At 70.4% G+C, this 22,094-nt stretch carries 16 protein-coding genes, 5 tRNA genes and 1 other RNA gene; 7 read left to right on the top strand and 15 right to left on the bottom strand.

Features of this window, described 5'->3' with window-relative positions:
* Nucleotides 1-2: 2 nt before the first annotated feature.
* On the top strand, nt 3-1,967 hold the full coding sequence (locus tag OV427_RS09725; protein WP_267855817.1) for a protein kinase domain-containing protein: 1,965 nt from the start codon (nt 3-5) through the stop codon (nt 1,965-1,967).
* Nucleotides 1,968-2,004: 37 nt separating this feature from the next.
* Here OV427_RS09725 and recR read toward each other — a convergent pair whose 3' ends face one another.
* The 5 genes from recR to OV427_RS09700 all read right to left on the bottom strand — a co-directional run bounded on the left by recR (nt 2,005) and on the right by OV427_RS09700 (nt 7,192).
* Nucleotides 2,005-2,598, bottom strand: a complete 594-nt coding sequence (gene recR, locus OV427_RS09720) for a recombination mediator RecR (protein WP_163995840.1) — start codon at nt 2,596-2,598, stop codon at nt 2,005-2,007.
* 6 nt (nt 2,599-2,604) lie between these two features.
* Nucleotides 2,605-2,922 (bottom strand): YbaB/EbfC family nucleoid-associated protein, encoded by a 318-nt coding sequence (locus OV427_RS09715; protein ID WP_163995839.1) that lies wholly within the window; start codon nt 2,920-2,922, stop codon nt 2,605-2,607.
* A 92-nt stretch (nt 2,923-3,014) separates the two neighbouring features.
* On the bottom strand, nt 3,015-4,301 hold the full coding sequence (locus tag OV427_RS09710; protein ID WP_267855816.1) for a DNA polymerase III subunit gamma/tau: 1,287 nt from the start codon (nt 4,299-4,301) through the stop codon (nt 3,015-3,017).
* A gap of 67 nt (nt 4,302-4,368) precedes the next feature.
* Entirely contained in the window at nt 4,369-5,583 is a 1,215-nt protein-coding gene (gene dnaX, locus OV427_RS09705) for a DNA polymerase III subunit gamma/tau (RefSeq protein WP_267855815.1), read from the bottom strand.
* A gap of 70 nt (nt 5,584-5,653) precedes the next feature.
* On the bottom strand, nt 5,654-7,192 hold the full coding sequence (locus tag OV427_RS09700) for a phytoene desaturase family protein (RefSeq protein ID WP_267855814.1): 1,539 nt from the start codon (nt 7,190-7,192) through the stop codon (nt 5,654-5,656).
* Nucleotides 7,193-7,310: 118 nt separating this feature from the next.
* Here OV427_RS09700 and OV427_RS09695 point away from each other — a divergent pair, with 118 nt between their 5' ends.
* Nucleotides 7,311-8,771 carry a glycosyltransferase family 39 protein gene (locus OV427_RS09695; protein WP_267855813.1) on the top strand — a complete coding sequence of 487 codons (1,461 nt, stop codon included), beginning with the start codon at nt 7,311-7,313 and terminating at the stop codon, nt 8,769-8,771.
* 76 nt (nt 8,772-8,847) lie between these two features.
* Here the strand turns inward: OV427_RS09695 and ffs are convergent.
* From ffs to OV427_RS09650, 9 genes are all read right to left on the bottom strand, one after another.
* Nucleotides 8,848-8,940: signal recognition particle sRNA small type (gene ffs / locus OV427_RS09690), an RNA gene on the bottom strand.
* Nucleotides 8,941-8,970: 30 nt separating this feature from the next.
* Nucleotides 8,971-9,057: transfer RNA gene (locus OV427_RS09685), tRNA-Ser, on the bottom strand.
* 12 nt (nt 9,058-9,069) lie between these two features.
* A tRNA-Ser gene (locus OV427_RS09680) sits at nt 9,070-9,156 on the bottom strand.
* Between the two features lie 5 nt (nt 9,157-9,161).
* Nucleotides 9,162-9,629, bottom strand: a complete 468-nt coding sequence (tadA, locus tag OV427_RS09675; protein ID WP_267855812.1) for a tRNA adenosine(34) deaminase TadA — start codon at nt 9,627-9,629, stop codon at nt 9,162-9,164.
* Nucleotides 9,630-9,655: 26 nt separating this feature from the next.
* Nucleotides 9,656-9,729 (bottom strand) — tRNA-Arg (locus tag OV427_RS09670).
* Nucleotides 9,730-9,758: 29 nt separating this feature from the next.
* Nucleotides 9,759-9,848: transfer RNA gene (locus tag OV427_RS09665), tRNA-Ser, on the bottom strand.
* Nucleotides 9,849-9,890: 42 nt separating this feature from the next.
* Nucleotides 9,891-9,977: transfer RNA gene (locus tag OV427_RS09660), tRNA-Ser, on the bottom strand.
* Nucleotides 9,978-10,071: 94 nt separating this feature from the next.
* On the bottom strand, nt 10,072-11,352 hold the full coding sequence (gene serS, locus OV427_RS09655) for a serine--tRNA ligase (protein WP_267855811.1): 1,281 nt from the start codon (nt 11,350-11,352) through the stop codon (nt 10,072-10,074).
* 132 nt (nt 11,353-11,484) lie between these two features.
* Entirely contained in the window at nt 11,485-16,113 is a 4,629-nt protein-coding gene (locus OV427_RS09650) for a tetratricopeptide repeat protein (RefSeq protein WP_267855810.1), read from the bottom strand.
* 237 nt (nt 16,114-16,350) lie between these two features.
* Here OV427_RS09650 and OV427_RS09645 point away from each other — a divergent pair, with 237 nt between their 5' ends.
* The 5 genes from OV427_RS09645 (at nt 16,351) to OV427_RS09625 (ending at nt 21,263) form a co-directional block, all read left to right on the top strand.
* Nucleotides 16,351-17,664 carry a protoporphyrinogen/coproporphyrinogen oxidase gene (locus tag OV427_RS09645; protein WP_267855809.1) on the top strand — a complete coding sequence of 438 codons (1,314 nt, stop codon included), beginning with the start codon at nt 16,351-16,353 and terminating at the stop codon, nt 17,662-17,664.
* Between the two features lie 39 nt (nt 17,665-17,703).
* Nucleotides 17,704-18,414, top strand: coding sequence for a glycosyltransferase family 2 protein (locus OV427_RS09640; RefSeq protein WP_267855808.1), 711 nt, complete (start codon nt 17,704-17,706; stop codon nt 18,412-18,414).
* 21 nt (nt 18,415-18,435) lie between these two features.
* Nucleotides 18,436-19,374, top strand: a complete 939-nt coding sequence (locus tag OV427_RS09635) for a polysaccharide deacetylase family protein (protein WP_267855807.1) — start codon at nt 18,436-18,438, stop codon at nt 19,372-19,374.
* A 90-nt stretch (nt 19,375-19,464) separates the two neighbouring features.
* A complete protein-coding gene (locus tag OV427_RS09630; RefSeq protein WP_267855806.1) occupies nt 19,465-20,319 on the top strand; it encodes a lysophospholipid acyltransferase family protein in 855 nt (284 codons plus the stop codon).
* On the top strand, nt 20,316-21,263 hold the full coding sequence (locus tag OV427_RS09625) for an SDR family oxidoreductase (protein WP_267855805.1): 948 nt from the start codon (nt 20,316-20,318) through the stop codon (nt 21,261-21,263). Before OV427_RS09630 ends, OV427_RS09625 begins: the two co-directional genes overlap by 4 nt.
* A gap of 406 nt (nt 21,264-21,669) precedes the next feature.
* Here OV427_RS09625 and OV427_RS09620 read toward each other — a convergent pair whose 3' ends face one another.
* Nucleotides 21,670-22,086, bottom strand: coding sequence for a hypothetical protein (locus OV427_RS09620; protein ID WP_267855804.1), 417 nt, complete (start codon nt 22,084-22,086; stop codon nt 21,670-21,672).
* Between the last annotated feature and the right edge of the window lie 8 nt (nt 22,087-22,094).

Raw genomic sequence — 22,094 nt, 5'->3', positions numbered from 1 at the left:
GGATGACCCCCACCCAGACGCCCCGGCCCGTTCCCGAGGAAGCCGCTCCGCCCCTGTTGCGTCCCTATGGCCAGTACGTGCTGGTGCGGAAGCTGGCCGAGGGCGGCATGGCGGAAATCTTCCTCGCCAAGCTGCTGGGCGCGGACAACTTCGAGCGCAACGTCGTCATCAAGCGCATGTTGCCGCACCTGTCGAACATCCCCGACTTCGTGGAGATGTTCCGCGACGAGGCGCGGCTGGCGGCGAAGCTGTCCCACCCCAACATCGTGCAGATACAGGAGCTCGGCTTCACCGAGGGCTGCTACTACATCTGCATGGAGTACCTCGCGGGCGAGGACTTCTCCACGACGCTGCGGCTGGCGGGACGGCGGCGGCAGTACGTGCCCTTCCCGGTGGTGCTGCGCGTGCTCATCGACGCGGCGCATGGGCTGCACTACGCCCACGAGTTCTGCGCCGAGTCCGGGCAGCCGCTGAACATCGTCCACCGCGACATCTCTCCCTCCAACCTGTACCTGACGTACCAGGGCCAGGTGAAGGTGCTGGACTTCGGCATCGCCAAGGCCGAGTCGAGGCTCGTCAACACGCGCACCGGCGTGGTGAAGGGCAAGTACATGTACATGGCGCCGGAGCAGGCGCAGGGGAAGGAAGTGGACCGGCGCGCGGACGTCTTCGCGCTGGGCGTGAGCCTCTACGAAGCGCTCACCCACGTGCGGCCCTTCTCGCGGGAGAACGACCTGGCGGTGCTCAACGCGCTCCTGCATGGCGAGTTCAAGCGCCCGCGCGAGCTGCGGCCGGACCTGCCCGAGGAGCTGGAGGCCATCATCCTCAAGGCCATGGCCTTCAAGGCCGAGGACCGCTACCCCACGGCGGAGGCCTTCGCCGAGGCCCTGGAGGCGTTCCTCGGAGAGAATCTGAGCGCGTCCGGCACGTCGCAGCTGGGCGCCTTCCTGCGCGGCCACTTCGGCGAGGAGCGCTTCACGGAGCGCACCCGCATCCCGACGCTGGCCACCCTCACCGCCACGCACGGCACGGAGGGCTCGCCGGTGCAGGTGCCGGCGGGGGAGAGGCCCGCGACGGAAGTGTACGGCCCTCGTTCCCAGGGGGCCGCTGCGCTCACGGCAATGGCTCAGGGAAGGCCGTCCCAGCCCGCCGTCGCGGCGGGTGTGGGCGCGGTGCAGGCAGGGACGCAGGTACCGGCACAGGCTGCTTCCGTGGGCTCGGCGCCCGGGCGTCCGCGCTGGCTCATGGCCAGCATCGGCGTCGCGGGGGCGCTGCTGCTGGCCGGTGCGGCCGTCGTCGGTTACGCCGGTGTCCAGCGGGTCCAGACGTCCCCGTCCATCGTGCAGCCCGCCGAGGCGGCGAAGGTGCAGGCGGTTCCGGCCCCGGCCGGGAGCACTGGCGCCACGGTGGGAACGACCGCGCCGACAGGAGCCACCGTGCCGACGGGCGACTCCGTGGGCACGAGCCCCACGGCCCTCGCGCCGGGGGGCTCCCCGGAGGCGGCCACGGGCGCTCCTCAGGGAACGTCGGTGGGGGACACGGCGGCGACCGCGCAGGGCTCCGAGCACGTGGGCGTCGCCGGGGTTGCGAGCGCGGCGGCGGGCTCCGAGACGGGCGAGGATGCCTCCCCGGACCCGGGCAGGAAGCCGGAGGCTCGCGCCGCCACCGCGAAGAAGCTGGTGACGCTGGGCATCGAGGACATCCAGCGCGTGGTGTCGCGCGGGCGGGCCCGCATCACCTCCTGCTTCGAGCGCTTCAAGACGGACCTGCCGTCGTCGCAGGGCGAGGTGCAGGTGCAGCTCACCATCGCCTCGTCGGGCAAGGTGAAGGCGGGGACGCGCGGGCCGCTGGCCTCCACGGGCGTGGGACGCTGCCTGGAGGCGCAGGCCGAGCGGCTGCGCTTCCCGGCCCACCGGGACCAGGAAGTCACGGTGGTGATGCCCTTCTCGTGGCGGGTGACGGAGTAGCGGCGCCGGACGCCCGGCGCCGCCAGGGGCTTTCCGGCTACAGGTCGCGGCGGGCCGACAGCGCCTTCGCCAGCGTGGCCTGGTCCGCGAACTCCAAATCACCACCCATGGGCAGGCCCTGGGCGATGCGGGTGACGCGCAGGCCCATGGGCTTGAGCAGGCGCGTCAGGTAGAGCGCGGTGGCCTCGCCCTCGACGTCCGGGTTGGTGGCGACGATGAGCTCCTCCACCCGGCTGTCGTTGAGGCGCTCCAACAGTTCCTTGATGCGCAGCTGCTCCGGGCCCACGCCTTCCAGCGGCGACAGCACGCCGTGCAGGACGTGGTAGCGGCCCTTGAACTCGCGGGTGCGCTCGAGCGCCATCAGGTCAGCGAAGGTCTCCACCACGCAGAGCACGCGCTCGTCCCGGCGGGAGTCCCGGCAGAAGCCGCACGTCTCCGAGTCGGTGAGGGAGAAGCAGCGCACGCACAGGTGCACCTTCTCCTTCACCTCGCGGATGGCCAGGGACAGGTCCGAGGCGTACTCGCCGGGCGCCCGCAGGATGTGGAACGCGAGGCGCTGGGCGGTCTTCTCGCCAATGCCCGGCAGCTTCGCGAGCTGGGCGACAAGTCGATTCAGCGGATCGGGAGTCATCCGGTATCAGGTAACGCCGGGGATCTTGATGCCGCCGGAGATTTTCGCGAGCTCGCGCTGCATGTGCTGACGGCTGCTCGCCAGGGCAGCATTCACAGCGGCGGTGATGAGGTCCTCGAGCATCGACGGGTCATTCGGGTCGATGGCGGACTTGTCGATCTTGATGCTGCGAATCTCCTGGATGCCGTTGGCGACCACCGTGACGAGGCCCTCTCCGGACTTCGCCTCGACGGTCTCCTCCGCCAGCTGCTGCTTCCGCTCTTCAATCTTCTCCGTCAGCTTGTTCGCCTGCCGGATGAAGTAGTTCAGGTCGACGCCAGGCATGTGCTTCCTCGGTACTCGTGGGAGCGGGTGCCGTCATTGGCCCCGCCCGGGCGTGGAATGAGGGCGCACCCTACCGTTGCGCGCGGTGGTTGTCAGGCGCTGTCGTCCGGAGTGTCGGCCGCAGGGACGGCCGAGGGGCGCTCGGGCTCGTAGACCTGGATGTGCTCGATTTCGCCTCCCAGGAACTTGAGCACCGCGCGGACGGCGGGGTGCCCGCGCACCTTGCCCTCCGTGCTCTTCTCGTGGTTGGCGCGGCTCTGGGCGTCCTGCTCGGCGATGCTCAGCGTGGCGCGGCTGTCGTCGGCGGTGATGTCCTGGAAGGACAGCCTCACCGGGCGGCCGAAGTGCTCGGCCAGGAGCTTGTCGATGGTGGTCTTGCCCGCGGCGGCGGACACCGTCATCCGGTGGAGGCCCGCCGTGGGGAGATAGCCGAGGACGATTTCCCCCGCCCGCATGGACAAGAGGCGGCCGTTGGCCAGCGCCGTTCCGTGACGGAGCGAGGAGCCCTTCACGCTCTCCACCGCGGCCCGCCATCGCTCGATGAGGGGCAGGTTCGGGTTGTCCCGGCCACGGGCGACAGGGGCCGGCGCCGTGGACTCGGGCTCCGGCTCGGGGTCGGGTTCCGGGGCGAAGCTGGCGGGAGCGCGTGGCTCCGGTGCCGCGGCCGGAGGGGGGACGAAGGTGGGGCGCGCGGAGACGGGTGCCTCGGTGCCAGGCGCGCTCGGGGCTGACATGGGCTCGACGGCGGCGGGCGCGGCGAGGGGCTCCGACGGGACGTCGTCGGGGATGCACTCGCCGGAGGCGCAGCCCTCGGGCGAGGCCTCCTCGGGGTAGTAGCGCGCGTCGTCATCCTCCGCGTAGGGCGACGGCTCGGAAGGACCGGGCTGTGGCTCCTGCTTGCGGACGTTGGTGACGCGGACCGAGGGCGCGGGCTCGGTGGTGCGCGACAGCGGCGTGGCTCCCGCCGGAGGCTGCGTCGGTGCGGACGGAGGCTGGGCGCCGCCATTCTTCCGGAGGAAGGAGAGCGGGCGCGCGGCCGTCGGGGGCAGTCCGTCCATCAGCGGTCCGGACGGCGCCACATCCTCGGCGGAGTACGCGGGGACGGCCGAGGCCGACGACACCGTCAGCGCCGTGGCACCAGCACCTCCCCCGTTGCGCAGGAATGAAAGGGGCCGGGCCGCGGAAGGCGGCAGGTCATCCATGAGCGGTCCGGTCGGGGCCACGGGCGGCATGACCGGAACCGCGGGCCCTGCGTGCAGCGGCTCCGCGTGGCGTGCGACTTCCATCGAACGCACCGGCTCGGCGGAATGGCGCGGCTCGCCCATGGGCACGGGCTCCACGCCACGCACGGGCTCGGCCGGGCGTGGGTCGGCAGCCACGGGCGCGGGTCGGGCGTCCCACGGGCGCGGGGCAGGGGAGGGCTGAGGCGGAACGTCGTGCCGGGACTCAGGCGCGAAAGTTCGTGGGATTGGAGCGACCTCCCGGCGCTCCAGCGGTGCTCTTCGAAGTGCCGTCTCCCTGGGGCAGTCCGGCCGCGAGCCGATCCACCCGCGCGAGCAGCTCCGGAATCGAGCCGCCCGGCGACAACTGGATGGCCTTGAGCAGGGCCATCTCCAGCGCGAGCCTCGGCTGGGCCGCGCGCGACACGTCCCAGACGCAGCCGTGCACCACGTCGAACAGGCGCGTGAGCTGCGCGGTCTCCGCCTCCTTCGCCAGCGCGAGGAGCGCCTTCTGCTCGGACTCGGCCAGCTCGTCGGGCGCCTGGTTCAGCGTCTTGGTGACGAAGAGGTGCCGCAGCTGCAGCGCCAGCTCCTCCGCCAGCCGCTTCAGGTCCAGGCCGCGGTTGAAGACCTCCTCCACGCGCTCGAGGATGCGCTTCGCGTCCTTGCGCACCAGCGCCTCGGCGAAGTCCTGCACCATCGTGCGGTCGATGGCGCCCAGCGCCTCGGCCACGTCTTCATCCGTGGGGTTGGCGCCGCATGAGGCGAGAATCTGGTCCAGGAGGCTGAGCGCGTCGCGCATGCCGCCCTCGGACTGGCGCACCACCAGCGACAGCGAGCGGTCGGAGATGCCCGCCCCCTCCGCCTTGCAGATCTCCTGGAGTCGCTGGAGCATCCGCGCCGCCGAAATCCGGCGGAAGTTGTGGCGCTGGCACCGCGAGAGGATGGTGTCCGGGAGCTTGTGCGCCTCGGTGGTCGCGAAGATGAACTTCACGTGCCCGGGCGGCTCCTCCAACGTCTTGAGCAGCGCGTTGAACGCCGCCCCCGACAGCATGTGGACCTCGTCGATGATGTAGATCTTGTGCCTGTCGCGCTGCGGCAGGTACTTGGCGTTCTCGCGAATCTCGCGGACGTTCTCCACGCCGTTGTTGGAGGCACCGTCGATTTCCGCCACGTCCACGCTGGTGCCGGCGGCAATCTCCGTGCACGCACGGCACTCGCCACACGGGTTCGCCGTGGGGCCCTTCTCGCAGTTGAGGGCCTTGGCGAGCAGGCGGGCGGCCGTCGTCTTGCCCACCCCACGAGGACCGCAGAACAGGTACGCGTGAGCGACCCGGTCCATCTTGATGGCGTTCGCGACGGTCCGGACGACGTGCTCCTGTCCGGTCATGTCATCGAATTTCTGCGGCCGCCATTTACGCGCGAGGACGAGGTAGCTCATGTGCCCGGTCATCTAAACACGACGGCGTGAATGATCCATCTCATTGCCTCCCCATGAGGTGGGACTGCACTCACCGTCCGAGCGCCTGTAGCACCACTCCGGCGGCATTGTGTCCGGCGGCCCCGATGACGCTGCCCGCGGGGTGGCACCCGGCGCTGCAGAAGTAGAGCCCCTGCACCGGCGTCTCGTAGGGCAGCCGGTCGGTGAAGCCCCGCTTGTTGTCCACATGGTGGATGTGGCCGCCCGTAATCCCGAAGTGCTTCTCGATTTTCGGCGGCGTGAGCACGAAGGTCTCCTGCACCAAATCACTGGTGCCGGGAGCGAAGCGGTCGCAGATGGACAGGAGTTGCTTCACGTAGCGCGACTCCTCCTGCTCCCACGTCGTGCCCTTGAGCGCGTAGGGCACCCACTCCACGAAGAGGGCGGAGTTGTGGTGCCCCTCGGCGTCGCGCAGCGACGGGTCCACCGTGGTGTGGATGTACCACTCGATGGAGGGGAACTCCGACAGCCGGCCCTCCTGCGTGTCCTTGTAGGAGCGTGCCAGCGCTCCGAGCACGTCGTCCTCCTGCGGCAGCAGGTGGATGGTGGGGCCGAACTGGCCGCGGTCCTGGGGAAGACAGGTGAAGCGCGGCAGGTCCTTGAGGCACAGGTTCACCTTCAGCGTGGTGCCCGGCACCGCCATGGCATCCACCTTCGCCCGGTAGTCCGCGGGCAGCGCAGCCTGCTCCACCAGCTTCAGCGTGCGGAAGGGGTCGCCGTTGGACACGACGACGGAGGCGTTCACCTCTTCGCCGTTGGCCAGCACCACGCCCTTCACCACGCCCCGGTCCACGCGCACGGAGGTGACCTTCGCGCCGGTGCGAATCTGCGCGCCGTACTTGCGCGCGACGTTGGCGATGGACTGCGTGACGGTGCCCATGCCGCCGCCGACAATCATCCACGTGCCGCCGCTGCCGGGCAGCCGGCACATGTTGTGGACGAGCAGGTTCATGCCCGTGCCGGGCGTGTCGTAGCCGCCCTCGATGCCGGAGAACGCGTCCGTCACCGCGTACATGGCCTTCACGAGGTCCGACTTGAAGCCGAAGCGCTCCAGGTACTCGCGCGCCGTGCCCCGGCACAGCCGCACGAAGTGCTGGCGCAGGGCGGGGCGCACGAAGCGCTCGGCGGTCTCCTCAATGGACACCGGAGGCTGGAGCCACGTCGGGGCGATGTCCTCGCGCAGCGCGGCCAGCTCGGCGTTCAGGGCCTGGTGGGCCTCCCAGTCCGCCTGGGAGAAGAACTCGAGGAACTGGCGCTTCAGCTCGCGCTCGTCCGAGCCGAACAGGAGGTAGCGCTTGCCGGTGGTGGGCAGGAAGTAGTGCGGGTCCCGCCGCTTGAGGGGCAGGTCCAGCTCCAGCTCGCGCAGCAGTTCCGGCGGCATGAGGCCCAGCAGGTACGCGCCGGTGGACACGCCCAGCTTCGGCGCGGTGCGGAAGGGGTACTCCGTGCGGCACGCGCCGCCAATCACGTCCTTCTCCTCCAGGACGGTGACCGAGAGCCCCCTGCGCGCCAGCAGTGCTGCTGTCACGAGCCCGTTGTGGCCCGCGCCCACCACGATGACGTCCGGCATGTCTTCTCCTCCTGGGTTGGATGGCCCGCGTTCCTACCCCAACCCGAGCGGAGAGCGAGCGGACGAACGTCGCGCATCTTGCGCCCGGGCGGCGGGGCGGGGAGAGTCGGCGGCGCCCGTGTCCGCGCCCGCTCCCCAGTTCCCGGCCCCCGCCGTTCCCGAGTCAACACCCGCGCCGGTCCCGGACCTGCCCGGCCCCGCGCCCCGAAACGGCTGGAGCTGGCCCGTCCTCCTGCTGCCGGTGGTGGCGCTGCTGCCCGCCGTCATCGCCGTGCTGCAACTGGGCCGCATCCACCCGGACGAGGTGTACCAGGCCCTGGAGCCCGCCTGGTGGCGCGTCCACGGCTACGGCGTGCTCGCGTGGGAGTGGAAGGACGGCATCCGCAACTGGGCCGTCCCCGGCGTGCTCGCCGGCTTCCTCAAGCTGGCGGACCTGCTCGGAATCACCCGTCCCCAGGGCTACCGGGCGGTGGTGGCCCTGCCGCAGGCGGCGCTGCACGTCTGGAGCCTCTGGGCCGCGTACCGCTTCGCCGCGCGCCGGGCCGGGCCCGTGGGCGGGTGGCTGGCCGTCCTCCTGGTGGGGCTCTACGGGCCGGTGCTCGTCTTCGCGGGGCGCACCCTGGGCGAGTCCTTCTCCGCCTCCTTCCTCGTGGTGGCCATGGAGGCGCTCGACAGGCGAGAGCGCCCGGTGCGCGCGGGCCTCGTCGGCGGCGCGGCCCTGGGGCTGGCGGTGGTGACGCGCTACCCGTCGGCCATCTTCGTCCTGGCCTCGCTGGTGTGGCTGGTGGCGGCGCGGCGCTGGCGGCTGCTGGCCTTCACCTGCGCCGGCGGGCTGGCGGTGGCGGCGGGGCTGGGCGCCCTGGATTGGGCCACCTGGGGCTCACCGTTCCACTCCTTCATCGCCTACGCGCGCTTCAACGTCTTCTCCGGGGACGCCGCGGCGCGCTTCGGCTCGGACCCTCCCAGCTACTACGCGCGGCCGCTCCTCACCGCCGTGCCCCTCTGGGCGTGGGGCGCCGCGCTCCTGGGCGTGGCCGCCCTGCGTCAGCGCCGCTCGCTGTCCCTGCCGCTGTGGTGCGCGGCCGTGTACACGGGCGTGCTGCTGGCCACCGCGCACAAGGAGGAGCGCTTCCTCTACCCCGGGTTGGTGCTGGCCGTGCTGGCCGCGGCGGCGCCGGTGGCCGCCTTCATCACCGCGCGGGCACGGCCTGCCGCCCGGTGGAGTCTCGTGGCGCTCGCCCTGGCGACGGGCCTGGGCACGGCCGCCTTCTTCCCCTCGGGCGACCTGCGGGCGGACCAGTTCCGCGCCATTGTCGCCGCCACGGAAGGGGGCGGCGCGCGCGGGCTGCTCATCGTCAACGAGGGGCTGTGGGGCGCCGGCGGCTTCTTCTACCTGGGCCAGCAGATTCCCTGGCTCACCTGCGACTGGCCCCGGGACGGCGCCTTCCAGCACGCCATGCGGGACAGGAACTTCAACCGCGCCGTCACCTTCGAGGACCGCGCCCTCGCGGAGCTCCAGGCCGCCGGCTTCCGCGTGGCGCGCAGAATCGGCCGCGAGACACTCCTCGTGCGCGAGTAGACAGACATGGAAGCGGACGCAGGGCCGCCCGCAAAGGCGAAGAGCCGGCACCCTGAAACAGGGTGCCGGCTCTTCAAAAGAAACGGCCGGGACACACGCGGAAGTACGCTACCGTTGCTTCCTTCCGGACCTGGCGGAGTTCACGCCTCCACGTTGCCCCGACCACAAAGTCTGTAACAACCCACTGCTGAAACAACAACGGAGAGGGTGGGATTCGAACCCACGATACCCTTTCAGATATACACGCGTTCCAGGCGTGCGCCTTCAACCGCTCGGCCACCTCTCCAGAAATCTGGAGCGGAGAGCGTAGGATTCGAACCTACGGTACCGTTACCGGTACGCCTGATTTCGAGTCAGGTGCCTTCGACCACTCGGCCAGCTCTCCAGTATTCAATTTTCACGTTTCTTCGCGCGCAAGCGCTCGAAGAACGTCTTCAAAAGCAGGCGGCTTTCGTCCGCCAGGATGCCACTTGTCACCTGGAGCCGATGGTTGTGTCGAGGCTCCTCGACCAGGTTGTAGAGCGAACCGACCGCGCCCGCCTTCGGATCCGAGGTGCCGAACACCAACCGCGTCACCCGGGACTGGACCAGCGCCCCGGCGCACATGGCACACGGCTCCAGCGTCACATACAGGGTGACGCCCGAGAGCCGCCAGACGCCCAGGCTCCGTGCCGCGGCATCCATTGCGAGCATCTCGGCATGAGCGAGTGGGTTCCGGTCCACTTCGCGGCGGTTGAAGCCGGTGCCAATGACTTTTCCGTCATGCACCGCAACCGCACCGACGGGGACCTCTCCGAGTTCCGCGGCTTCCCGCGCGAGCGCAAGCGCCTGCTGCATGAAAGCTTCGTCGTCACTCATGGAGACGGTGCTCGGAAGAAGAAGTGCGCTCCCTGGAGGATTCGAACCTCCGGCCTTCGGATTCGTAGTCCGACGCTCTATCCAGCTGAGCTAAGGGAGCATTTCTTCCGGCGCTGCTACAACTACAAGTGGCGGAGAGAGAGGGATTCGAACCCTCGATACCCTTTCGAGTATGCAGGTTTAGCAAACCTGTGCCTTCAGCCTCTCGGCCATCTCTCCAGCTTTTTTCTGTCAAAGAACCACAAAACTCAAGCACAAAATCGGAGGCGGTAGGATTCGAACCTACGGAGGGCTTGCACCCTCTGCGGTTTTCAAGACCGCTGCCTTCAACCGCTCGGCCACGCCTCCAGGCTTCAGAGCCGGCGGAGCCCCTTGGTCCGACGGCGACCGTGGGGCCGCCCTTCTACCTCATTCGGGGCCCGTTGCAAGCCGGATTCAGGGCTCAAAGTGGCTTGAGCTCCTTCAGCCCCCCCATGTACGGCCACAACGCCTCCGGGATGGCCACGCTTCCGTCCTCGCGCTGGTAGTTCTCCAGGATGGCGACGGTCGTCCGCCCCACCGCCAGGCCACTGCCGTTGAGCGTGTGGACGAGCTGGGGCTTGTCCCCCTTCTGGGCCCGGTAGCGGATCTTCGCCCGGCGGGCCTGGAAGTCGCCGAAGTCCGAGCAGGAGGAAATCTCGCGGTACGTATCCTGGCCGGGCAGCCAGACCTCGATGTCGTACGTCTTCCGGGAGCCGAAGCCCATGTCACCGGTGCACAGCAGCATCACGCGGTGGTGCAGCCCGAGCCGGCGGAGGATGTCGCAGGCGTCGTCCGTCAGCGCCTCCAGTTCGTCCAGGCTCTTCTCCGGCGGGGAGAACTTCACGAGCTCCACCTTGTGGAACTGGTGCTGGCGGATGAGGCCGCGCGTGTCCTTGCCCGCCGAGCCGGCCTCGGCCCGGAAGCATGGGCTGAAGGCGCAATAGCGCAGGGGGAGCTGCTCGCCCTCCAGGATTTCGTCCGCGTGGTAGTTGGTGACGGGGACCTCCGCGGTGGGGATGAGGAAGCGCTCCGGGTCTCCCAGCGTCTTGAAGGCGTCGTCCTCGAACTTGGGCAACTGCCCGGTGCCCATCATGGACTCGCGTAGCACCAGGTAGGGCGGAAGCATCTCCAGGTAGCCCTTCTGGGTGTGCACATCGAGCATGAACGAGGCGAGCGCCCGCTCCAGCCGCGCCAGCGCGCCCTTGTAGTAGGCGAAGCGGCTGCCGGAGACCTTGGCGGCGCGCTCGAAGTCGAGCATGCCCAGCTTCTCGCCCAGCTCGAAGTGCTGCTTCGGCGCGAAGAGGAGGTTGGGCTTCTCGCCCCAGGCGCGCACCTGGACGTTGTCCTCGGCGCCGCCGCCCACGGGTACGGACTCGTGCGGCACGTTGGGGATGAGCAGGAGGATGCGGTTGATCTCCTCCTCCACTTCCTTGAGGCGGGCCTCCTTCTCCTTGATTTCCTGCGAGACGGCGCGCATGTCCCCGCGCAGCGCGTCCAGGGCCTTGGGGTCCTCCTTCGCCTTGCGCTTCATCTCCTCGTTGGCCGCGTTGCGCCGGGCGGACAGCGACTCCATGGAGACGTACAGCTCGCGCCGCTCGGAGAAGAGGCGCTGGAAGGGGCCCAAATCCAGGCTGCCGCCCCGCGTCTGCAAGCGGGCGACAACGGCATCGAAGTTCTGCGCGACGTTGCGGAGGTCCAGCATGTGGCGCCTTCTAGTCACCCCGCGCGGGAGCCACAAGGTTCCTCGCGCGTGGGGTGCTCAGGGGCCGACGCCCGGGAGCCCTTCTGGCTGACGCCGGCCGCGCGGGATGCCACGGCCGGCTGGAGACCGGGACTAGTTCTGCAGGTCGTAGATTTCGTCCTCGATGTCCTTCTTGTCCGTCGCGTCCGGCTTCTTGGAGAGGTAGTCCTTGAACGCCTGGACGGCCTCGCGGCGCTTGTTGCGCTCCTTATAGGCGAAGCCCAGGTAGTAGTAGGACATGGGGTTCTCCGGCTCCACGCTGGTGGCCTTGCGGTACCAGTCGATGGCCTTGGCGAACTGGGCCTGCTCCGTGAAGGCGCGAGCGACCTTGTAATAGACGTAGGTCAGCTTCGGGTCCTGCTTGAGGGCCGTCTCGTAGCGCTTCACGGCGTCGTTCCACCGGGCGGCGCTGAAGTACGCGTCACCGATGGAGCCCAGCACGCGGGTGCGGCGCGGGTCGGCCTTCAGGCTGGCCTCGAACGAGGCGATGGCCTCGTCGAACTGGCCGCCCTCCAGGTACGCATGGCCGAGCGCCTCGTGAGCGTCCGCGTTCTGCGCGTCCAGTTCCACCGCCTTCTGCCACTCCTTCATGGCGTCCGGCAGGTTCTTCGCGTCGCGCAGGATGACGCCGTAGGCGTAGTGGTAGTCCGGGCGCTGCGGCGCGCGCTCCACCGCCTTGCGCATGTTGTCCACGGCGCCGGTGAACTCCAGCCGCTTCGCCTTGACGAGCCCCAGGTAGTAGAGCGCCTCGTGGTTGGAGGGCTCGTTGCTGAGCGCCAGGCCCAGGTTGCTCTCCGCGCCGGCCAGGTCGCCCTTCTCCAGCAGCACCGCGCCCAGGGTAATCGGCGTGGTGGTGGAGCGGGGGTCCTCGGCCTTGGCCTTCTCCAGCTCCGCCACCGCCTCCTCGAGCTGGCCCAGCCGCCAGAGGACGATGCCGCGCTGCAGCCGGCCGTCCTTCAGCAGGTGCGGGTCCAGCTCCAGGGCGATGTTGGCCTCGGTCTTCGCCTTCTCCAGGTCGCTGTTGAGCAGCGCCACGCGAGACAGGCCCAGGTGGGCGTCGGCGAGGTTGGGGTCCAGCTGCACGGCCCGCTCGAACTCCTGCTGGCCCAGCAGCGCGTTGTTCTCCGCCAGGGCCAGCTCGCCGAGGCCCGCGCGCACGCCGGCGTGGTCCGGGGCCTTGGAGGCCGCCAGCTCCAGCTGGGTGCGCGCCTCGGCGTTGCGGCGCTGGCGCAGGTAGAAGCGGCCCAGGTACAGGCTGGCCTCCACCAGCTTGTCGTCCGCGGCGATGGCGCGCTTGTAATGGCCCTCCGCCTCGACGGCCTTGTCGAGCGCGTCCTCGATGCGGCCGTAGAGGTACGCGATGCGCGCCTCGCTGGGGAAGCGCTTGTTGGCCTTCTGCACCGCGTCCAGCGCGGCCTGCATCTTCCCCGTCATCACCAGCGTGGTGATGTGGCCGTCCGTGTACTCGAGGTTCTCGGCCTCCTTGGTGGCGAGCTCCGCGTACAGGGGCTGCGCGCCCTCGTAGTTGCGCTGCGAGCGCAGCACGAGCGCGAGCTGGGCCTTGAGGAAGGCGGAGCCCTTGTCCTTCTCCATGGCGGCCATCAGCTCGGCCTCGGCCTCCTTCGGCTTGTGCTGCTGGAAGAGGGCCACGCCCTTGAGGCCGCGGGCGCGGGCGAGCTCCGCCGGACCCAGCGCGGACTTGACGTCCTCGGCGAGGGCGCGGTCCACGGCCTGGGCGCCCTTCTCCCCGTCCTTGCGCACGAGCAGCTCCACCGCGGCCAGCTCCACCGCGGAGGCGACGTGCTTCGGGTCGGCATCCAGGGCCGCGGCGTACGCGGCGGCGGCCTCGTCCGCACGGCCCGCGGCCTGGTGCAGGTTGCCCAGGGCGTGGTGGGCCTTGGCGGACTTCGCGTCACGGGCGAGCACCTTCTTCAGCGTCTCCAAGGCCTGGGCCTGGTCGCGCTTCTGCCCGTGGGCCTCGGCCAGCAGGAAGGCCAGCTCCAGGTCGCCCTGGTTGGCCTCGCGGCTGTACGCGTCCGTCAGCGCGGGGAGCACCGCGTCGGTCTGGCGCGAGGTGAGGGCCATGGCCGCGGAGGCCTTGATGACGTCCACGTCCTTCTCACCGAGCAGCTCGATGTCCGGCATCGCCTCCTGGCAGCGGGCCATGTCGTTCGCGTCGGCGGCGGCGTAGCGGCGCTGCAGGTAGTGGACGGACTGGCACCACAGCGAGCGCACCGCGGGGTACTCGCCCTGCGCGAGCACCTGGGTGCTGAGGGTGTACGCCTGCTTGTAGCTGGCGAAGGTGTCCTGGAGCAGGGCCTGGCGCGCGTCGTCCACCAGCTTCGCCTGGGGCGAGCCGGCGGAGACGCGGGCAGGGAAGAGGGCGCGGCGGCCGTAGGCGCCGTAGCGCGAGCCGAACTCCATGCCCGCGCCGATGCCCAGCACCACCACGCCGACACCGGCGGCCACCAACAGGGGGACGCGCTTCTTCCACTTCTCCGTGGCACCGGAACGGTCCACCACGGCCACGCCGGCCATGCGGCCCTCATAGAGCTGCTCCAGCCGCTTCATGCTGGCGGCCTGCGGGGCGGCGTCGGCCCGGGGGGCCTCGGCGGCGGCCACGGTGGGGGCCGCGCTGGGCGTCACCACCTTGGCCGGGCCCTCCATCAGCCGCTGGATGGCGGCGGCGAAGGTGGCCACGGTGCCGATGGGCGACCAGGTCTCCGAGTCCGTGGAGACGTCCTCGTTGCCGAGCAGCTGCCCGTCCTCGAGCATCTTGACGATGACGCCCTCGTCGAACGGGCCGAACACCTTGCCCGAGCGGCGGCGCACGTGGAAGCGGCGCACCTTGGCGCCGGTCTGGGCGCCCGCGTCCCTGCCGGCGTCGTCGATGAACGACAGCATCTCCAGGCCGTCCGCGGGGCCGGCGTTGGGCGGGGGCGGCAGGGGCTCGGAGAGGTCCGCCTCCAGGTCGTCGCCGGGCCTCGCGGTGGGGTCGAACTCGAGCGCGTCGGGGATGCCCGCGGGCGCGCTGGCCTGGGGCGGGGGCGAGCCGAAGTCCACGTCACCGAAGTCCACCGTCGGGTTGACGTTGGCGGCGGGCGGCGGGGCATCCGCGAAGTCGAGGTTGAAGTCCGGCGCGGGCGCGGCGGCTGGCGCGGGCGCGAAGTCCAGGGCGAACGGGTCCGCCGAGGGGGCGGGGACGGCCGGGGACTCGGCGAAGTCGAAGGACATGCCCTGCGGCTGCGCGGCCGGCGCGGGCAGGTCCGAGAAGTCCATGGCCTGCGCGGGCGGGGCCGCGGGGGAGGGCAGGTCCGAGTAGTCCATGCCCACGGGGGGCGGGGGCAGGGCGAACGGGTCACCGCCCGCGGGAGACGGCAGCTCGCCGAAGTCGAACGACGGCGCGCTCGCAGCGGGCGGCGGGGGCAGGGCGAACGGGTCCTCCCCGGGCATCGGCGGCTGCGCGTACGCGTCCGGCGAGGGCGGGAGGGCGAACGGGTCCTCCTCGGACGCCATGCCCGCGGGCGGCGGGGGCAGGGCGAACGGGTCTTCTCCGGCGGGCGGCTGCGCGTACGCGTCCGGCGGCGGGGGCAGGGCGAACGGGTCCGCCTCGGCCGGGGCGTCGAAGTCGGGCGCCTGCGCACGCTGGGGCGTGGGCGGGAGGGCGTAGGCCTGGGCCTCGCCATTCGGCGGCTCGATGTCGAAGGCGAACGGGTCCGCCGCGGCCTGGGGCTCGGCGGGGACGGGCAGCGCGTCGTCGGAGAAGTCGAAGTCGCGCGCGGTGCCGCGCACCTCGTCCGTGGTGCCGTACGTCGGCGCGGCGGGCGCCGGCTCCTCGGAGAAGTCGAAGTCGCGCGCGGTGCCGCGCACCTCGTCCGTGGTGCCGTAGGCCGGCGCGGCGGGAGGCGGCTCGCGGTACGCGTCGCTCGGCAGCGGGATGCGGACGACGCGCGTCACGTCCCGGTTTTCGGGCTCGGGCTGCGGGTTGTCGTCGTACTCGCTGAAGGAGTCCATCGGCGAGGCCGCACCCGGCAGGGGAATGGCCTCGGACCGGGGCGCGGCCACGCCAGGCAGGGGGATGGCGGCGGACGTCTCGGCGTACCCGCCGTCGTCGAAGGCGAACGCGTCCGCCTCCGGCGCGGCGCCCGGCAGCGGAATGGCCTCCGGGGAGGCCACGGCACCCGGCAGCGGAATGGCCTGCGAGAACGACTGAGCGGCGCCCGGCAGCGGAATGGCGGCGCTCGACGCACTCCCCGGCAGCGGGATGGCGGCGCTCGACGCGCTCCCTGGCAGCGGGATGGCGGCCGACTGCGGCGCGGCGGCACCCGGCAGGGGAATGGCGGCGGACCTTGGCGCGGCCGTGCCCGGCAGCGGGATGGCGGCCGACTGCGGCGCGGCGGCACCCGGCAGGGGAATGGCGCCCGCGTTGAAGGCGGAGGGCGCGGCCGTGCCCGGCAGGGGAATGGCGGCGGCGCCGTCATCGAAGGCGAACGCGTCAGAGTCCGGCGCGGCGGCGCCCGGCAGGGGAATGGCGGCGGCCTGCGGCGCGGCGCCGGGCAGCGGAATGGCGGGGGCCTGCGGCGCGGACGACGCGCTCACGGCCTCGGGCTTGATGGGGAAGGTCGTCTGGCACCGGGCGCACTTGAGCTTCGCGCCTCCGGGCGGGATCCGCTTGTCATCGATGTTGTAGTTCGTCTGGCAAGACGGGCAGGAGACTTTCATGGGGTTCCTTCGACGGGACCGACAGGCGCGAATGGCTCGCGAGCGGGCATCGGAGCGCCTTCGCGGTGCGCGCAGGGTAGCAGAGGCGTTTCCACCCCGGAAAGAACGCGCCTACCAATGCCAGAAGGCCCCTCCCCTGGCCTCCCAGACGGGCGGGCGAGGGCTCTGTCCACCCGTCGGTGAGCGTCATGCGTTCGTTCCCCCCTCCCGGAGCGGAGGTGGTAGACCCGGCCCGTCATGGAACCCATCGTCATCCTTGGCGCGGGACTCGCGGGCCTGTCCACCGCCCATTTCCTCCGGAAGCCCTGGCGGCTCATCGAGAAGTCGGACCGGGTCGGCGGGCTCATCAAGACCGAGGTCATCGATGGGTGTTACTTCGACCCCACCGGCCACTGGCTCCACCTGAGGGACCCGGAGATCCAGGAGCTGGTGAACACCGTCTGGCTGCCGGAGCAGATGGTCCGCATCCAGCGCAAGGCGGGCATCTACTCGCGCGGGGTGTTCACCCGCTTCCCGTACCAGGTCAACACCCACGGCCTGCCGCCGGACGTGGTGGCGGAGAACCTCGTCGGCTACGTGGAGGCCATCTACGGCGAGAAGGGCCGCGCGCTGCGCGAGCGCGAGCCGAAGAACTTCGAGGACTTCATCCTCCGCTACATGGGCGAGGGCTTCGCGAAGAACTTCATGGTGCCCTACAACCAGAAGCTCTGGACGGTGCACCCGCGCGAGCTGTCCGCCGCCTGGGTGGGGCGCTTCGTGCCCCGCCCGAACCTCAAGGAGGTGGTGGACGGAGCGCTGGGCGCCGGCAGCGACGCCGTGGGCTACAACGCCTCGTTCCTCTACCCGCGCGAGGGCGGCATCGAGAGCCTCGCCCGCGCCATGCGGCGCCACCTGAAGGGTGGCGAGCTGAGCGTCAACACCGAGCCCACCTCCATCGACTGGAAGGCCCGCACGGTGACGCTGTCCGACGGGCGCGTGCAGGGCTACTCGGGCCTCGTCTCCAGCATCTCGCTGCCGGGGCTGGTGGCGCTGCTGGCGAAGGGCGGCGCGGGCGTGCCGGAGGAAGTCGTGGCCGCGGCGAAGCGGCTGCGCGCCACCACCGTCACCTACGTGGCCGTGGGCGCGCGCGGGGCCAACCGCCAGCCCTGGCATTGGATCTACCTGCCGGAGCCGGAGTTCCACACGTACCGCATCGGCTCGCCCTCGGCGGTGTACGCGCCGCTGGCGCCGCCGGACACCTCCAGCTTCTACGTGGAGTACAGCCACCACGGCGAGCTGGCCCCCGCCACCGCGGAGAAGTACGCGGTGGAGGACCTGGTGCGCTCGCAGATGATCCACTCGGCGGACGACGTGCTCTTCGCCCGGGCGACGGAGATTCCACACGCGTACGTGCTCTACGACGACGCATACGGGCCCGCGAAGGCGGAAATCCTCCGCTTCCTGGAGCACGCGGGCATCCTCATCGCCGGGCGCTACGGGCAGTGGGAGTACTCCTCCATGGAGGACGCCATCCTCGCCGGCCGCGCCTGCGCCCGGACGCTGAACGGTTGACGGCCCGGCTCTCGCCCCATATCTGAGGGACCCAATTCCATGGCCCCGCACCTCTCCGTCGTCATTCCGGTCTACAACGAGGAGTCCATCATCACCTCGGCGGCGGAGGAGCTGCGCCAGGGGCTGGATGCACGCGGGCTCGACTACGAAATCATCTTCGCGGAGAACGGCTCGCGAGACGCGACGCCGCGCATCTTGGAAGAGATGTGCGCGAAGAATCCGCGCCTGCGCTGGTTCCACTCGGAGCGGCCCAACTACGGCTCCGCGCTCAAGGCCGGCATCCTCATGGCCCGCGGCACGTACGTGGTCTGCGACGAAATCGACCTGTGTGACCTGACCTTCTACGACGCGGCGCTGCCGCGGCTGGAGCGGGGCGAGGCGGACATGGTGGTGGGCTCCAAGGCGGCCAAGGGCGCCAGCGACCAGCGCCCCCTGGTGCGCCGGGCGGCCACGCGCGTGCACAACGGCCTGCTGAAGGTGGCGCTGGGCTTCCAGGGCACGGACACGCACGGGCTGAAGGCCTTCCGCCGCGAGGCGCTGCTGCCCGTCATCGCCAAGTGCGTGGTGGACATGGACGTGTTCGCCAGCGAGTTCGTCATCCGCGCCTGGCGCGAGGGGCTGAAGGTGGTGGAGATTCCCATCCAGCTCCACGAGAAGCGCCAGCCCTCCATCCACCTCTTCAAGCGCGTGCCCAACGTGCTCAAGAACGTGGGCAAGCTGTTCTACGTCATCCGCGTCCGCGGGACGTGAGCCGGTAGGAGGGCGCGCACCGTGCGGCTGGCGTCCATCTCCGTCGACCTCGACTCGCTGCCGCACTACTGCCGCATCCATGGCCTGCCGGAGTCGCTGCTCGACGAGCGCGCCCGCACGCTGGTGCACGCCGTCGCGGTGCCGCGCTTCCGCGAGCTGCTGGAGGGACTCGGCATCCCCGGCACCTTCTTCGCCATCGGTGAGGATCTGGAGTCGGACCCGGGCGCCGCGGCGGGGATGCGCGCCGCCCACGAAGCGGGAATCGAAGTGGCCAGCCACAGCCACGCGCATGACTACGCGCTCACGCGCCGGGGCCTGCCCGCCATCCGCGAGGACCTGGCGCGCGCGGATGCCGCCATCCTCTCGGCCACGGGGACAAGGCCCGAGGGCTTCCGCGCCCCGGGCTACACGCTGAACGCGGACCTGTACGCGGCCACGGCGGAGCAGGGCTACCGCTATGGCTCGTCCGCGTTCCCCGCCGCGCCGTACTACGCGGCGAAGGCGGCGGTGATGGGGGCGCTGGCGCTGGTGGGGCGGCCCTCGCGCTCGGTGCTGGACACGCCGCGCGTGCTACTGGCGCCCCGGGTGCCCTACCGGCCGGACCCGTCACGGCCCTACCAGCGGGGCTCGGGCGCGGTGCTGGAGTTGCCCATGGCGGTGACGCCGGGCGTGCGCTTCCCCTTCATCGGCACCTTCGCCACCACGCTGCCGCTGTCCGCCCTGCGCGCGGCCTGGCGCGCGTGCCGGAAGGACGCCTTCTTCAACTTCGAATTGCACGGCGTGGACGTGCTGGACGCCACCGACGGGATTCCCCCCGAACTGGTGCGGCAGCAGCGGGATCTGCGCGTGAGCGCGGCCCGGAAGCTGGAGCGGCTGCGAGAAGTCTTCGGCTGGCTGAAGGCGGAGTGCGACGTCGTCACCCTGCGCGACGCGGCCGGGCGGCTCTCCCCCACGCTGTGAGCGGCGCCGTCCTCCGGGGCGTGTCCGCTGGCGCACTCCGTCATTCCCTCACTCCCGGAGTCCGGGCCGGTGGTGTAAAGAACCCCTCCTATGCTGGAGCGCCTCACCGACCGAGTGAAGAAGGGCCTGCGCGACTGGACGGACCGGCTGGCCAATGACGAGCAGAAGCAACGGCTCCTGGCGCTCGCCCGCCCGGAGAACGAATACGGGGTGGACCCGTTCGGCTTCAGCCTCGACTACAGCCTCTCCGCCCTGGCGCCCTTCGTGTGGCTCTACCGGAACTACTTCCGCGTGGAGACGTTCGGCATCGAGAAGGTGCCCGCCGGCCGGGTGCTGCTGGTGTCCAACCACTCCGGCCAGATTCCGCTGGACGGGGCCATGATTGGCGTCTCCATGATGCTGGAGGCCAGCCCGCCGCGCGCCATCCGCAGCATGGTGGAGAAGTGGGTGCCCTCGCTGCCCTACGTGTCCACCTTCATGGCCCGCGTGGGACAGATTGTCGGCACCCCTGAAAATTGCCGCCGGCTGCTGGACGCGGAGGAGGCCATCCTCGTCTTCCCCGAGGGGCTGCGAGGCATCAACAAGCTGTGGCCCCAGCGCTACCAGCTCCAGGAGTTCGGCCTGGGCTTCATGCGGCTGGCGCTGGAGACGCGCACGCCCATCATCCCCGTCGCCGTCGTCGGCGCCGAGGAGCAGGCCCCCGCGTTGATGGATTTGAAGCCCGTGGCGAAGCTGCTCGGCTTCCCGTCCTTCCCCGTGACGCCGACGGGCCTGCCCATTCCCCTGCCGACGAAGTACCGCATCTACTTCGGAGACCCGCTGCGCTTCACCGGCCGCCCGGATGACGAGGACAGCGAGCTGGACAAGAAGGTCCGCACCGTGAAGGCCGCGATTCAATCCATGCTGCACCAGGGGCTCAAGGAGCGTCGGGGGGTGTTCTGGTGAGCGCCACGTCCAGCAGTGCCACGCGGCCGGCCGTCGTCGTCACCGGCATCAGCGGCAACCTCGGCCGCACGCTCGCGAAGCTGCTCCACAAACACGAGCGCATCATCGGCATCGACCGGCGCCCCTTCGTAGGCCGGCCGAAAGACGTGGAGATGTACGAGCTGGACTTGCGCAAGAAGAAGGCCGAGGACGTCTTCCGCAAGAACGAAGTCAAGGCCGTCATCCACATGGGCATCATGCATGACCCGCGGATGAGCGAGGAGGAGCACCACTCCTTCAACGTCGTGGGCACCACGCGCCTCCTGGAGTACTGCGCGAAGTACGGCGTGAAGAAGGTGGTGGTCCTCTCCTCGGCCAACGTCTACGGCCCCAGCCCGGACAACTCCAACTTCCTCACCGAGGACGCGCCGCTGATGGCGGCCAGCCGCTTCTCCGGCGTGAGAGACCTCATCGAAGTGGACATGCTGGCGCACAGCTTCTTCTGGAAGCACCCGCACATCGAGACGGTCATCCTCCGCCCCGTCCACATCGTCGGGCCCACAATCAAAAACGCGCCCTCCAACTACCTGCGCCTGCGCCGCCCGTGGGTGATGGCCGGCTTCGACCCCATGGTGCAGCTCATCCACGTGGAGGACGTGGCGCGCGCCATGGTGGAGGCCCTCCGCCCCGAACCCAAGGGCGTCTACAACGTGGTGGGCCCCGGTGAGGTGCCGCTGTCCTCGGTGATGCGCGAGCTGGGCAACACCCCCATCCCCGTGCCGCACCCCATTGCCCGGCCGCTGCTCCGCACGCTGTTCAAGTACCGGCTCGCCAACTTCCCGCCCCCGGAGCTGGACCACATCCAGTTCCTGTGCGCCGTGGATGGCAGCCGTTGGGTGCAGGACGTGAGCTGGAAGCCCCGCAACTCCATGCGGGACACCATCCGCTCCGTCCTGGGCGAGTAGCGACGGGAAAGTCCGAGGCCTCCCTGACACCGGTGTCACGCCTGGCGTGACGCCTCCTGCACGGGGCACTGACAGCGATGTCAGGACCCGGGCGGGCGGGCAGGCGTGCGGCCGGGCGGCTGGGATGGCAAACCCTTGAATCTCCAATGGGCCGCCTGCCTCCAAAGACTCGCATGGAGGCTGGCACTCGCATTGCTCTAGGGAAGCCACGAAACGGCGCGGCGACGCGGGCCTGGACACAGCGTCGCCATCTGCCCACCTGTCAGGGCACCCCATTGGGGGGTACCCGACGCCTACCGTCTCGGCCGGCCCCGAGACGGTAGGCGGATTCTTGTAGGGCGCCCCATTGGGGGGCACCCGACGCCCACCGCCTCGGCCGGCCCCGAGACGGTGGGCGGTTTCTTTTCTACGGCAGCTCGCCCTCGAAGGGCCCTTCGAGCTGCCGCTCCAGCAGCCACGCCCCGTTGCGTTGGACGAACTCCGACGTGACGAGGGCGGTGCGCGCGGAGGCGGAGGGCAGGCGCATCCACTGGATGCGGCTCTGCACCGTGGCGCGCTGCCCGTCCTCGGACAGCTTCACGTCCTCGATTTCGTAGTCGGTGACGGTGAGGTCCTGGTCGTCGTTGAGCTGGATTCGCGCGCGCTGGAAGTCCTCGCGTCGCTCCGGGACGATGAACCGGGCGGCTGAGCGGTAGTCCCTCCAGCGGATGACCTGGTGGAAGCTCTCCACCGTCGTCTTGAGTGCCTCCAGGCTGGATTTCTTGGACGTGGTTGCGCACGCCCCGAGGACGAGCACGAGGAAGAGGGCGGACAGGCGTTTCACGGCAGGGA

This window comes from Pyxidicoccus sp. MSG2 (genome assembly GCF_026626705.1).
GTDB lineage: Bacteria > Myxococcota > Myxococcia > Myxococcales > Myxococcaceae > Myxococcus.
This window is presented reverse-complemented; position numbering and strand designations above follow the sequence as displayed.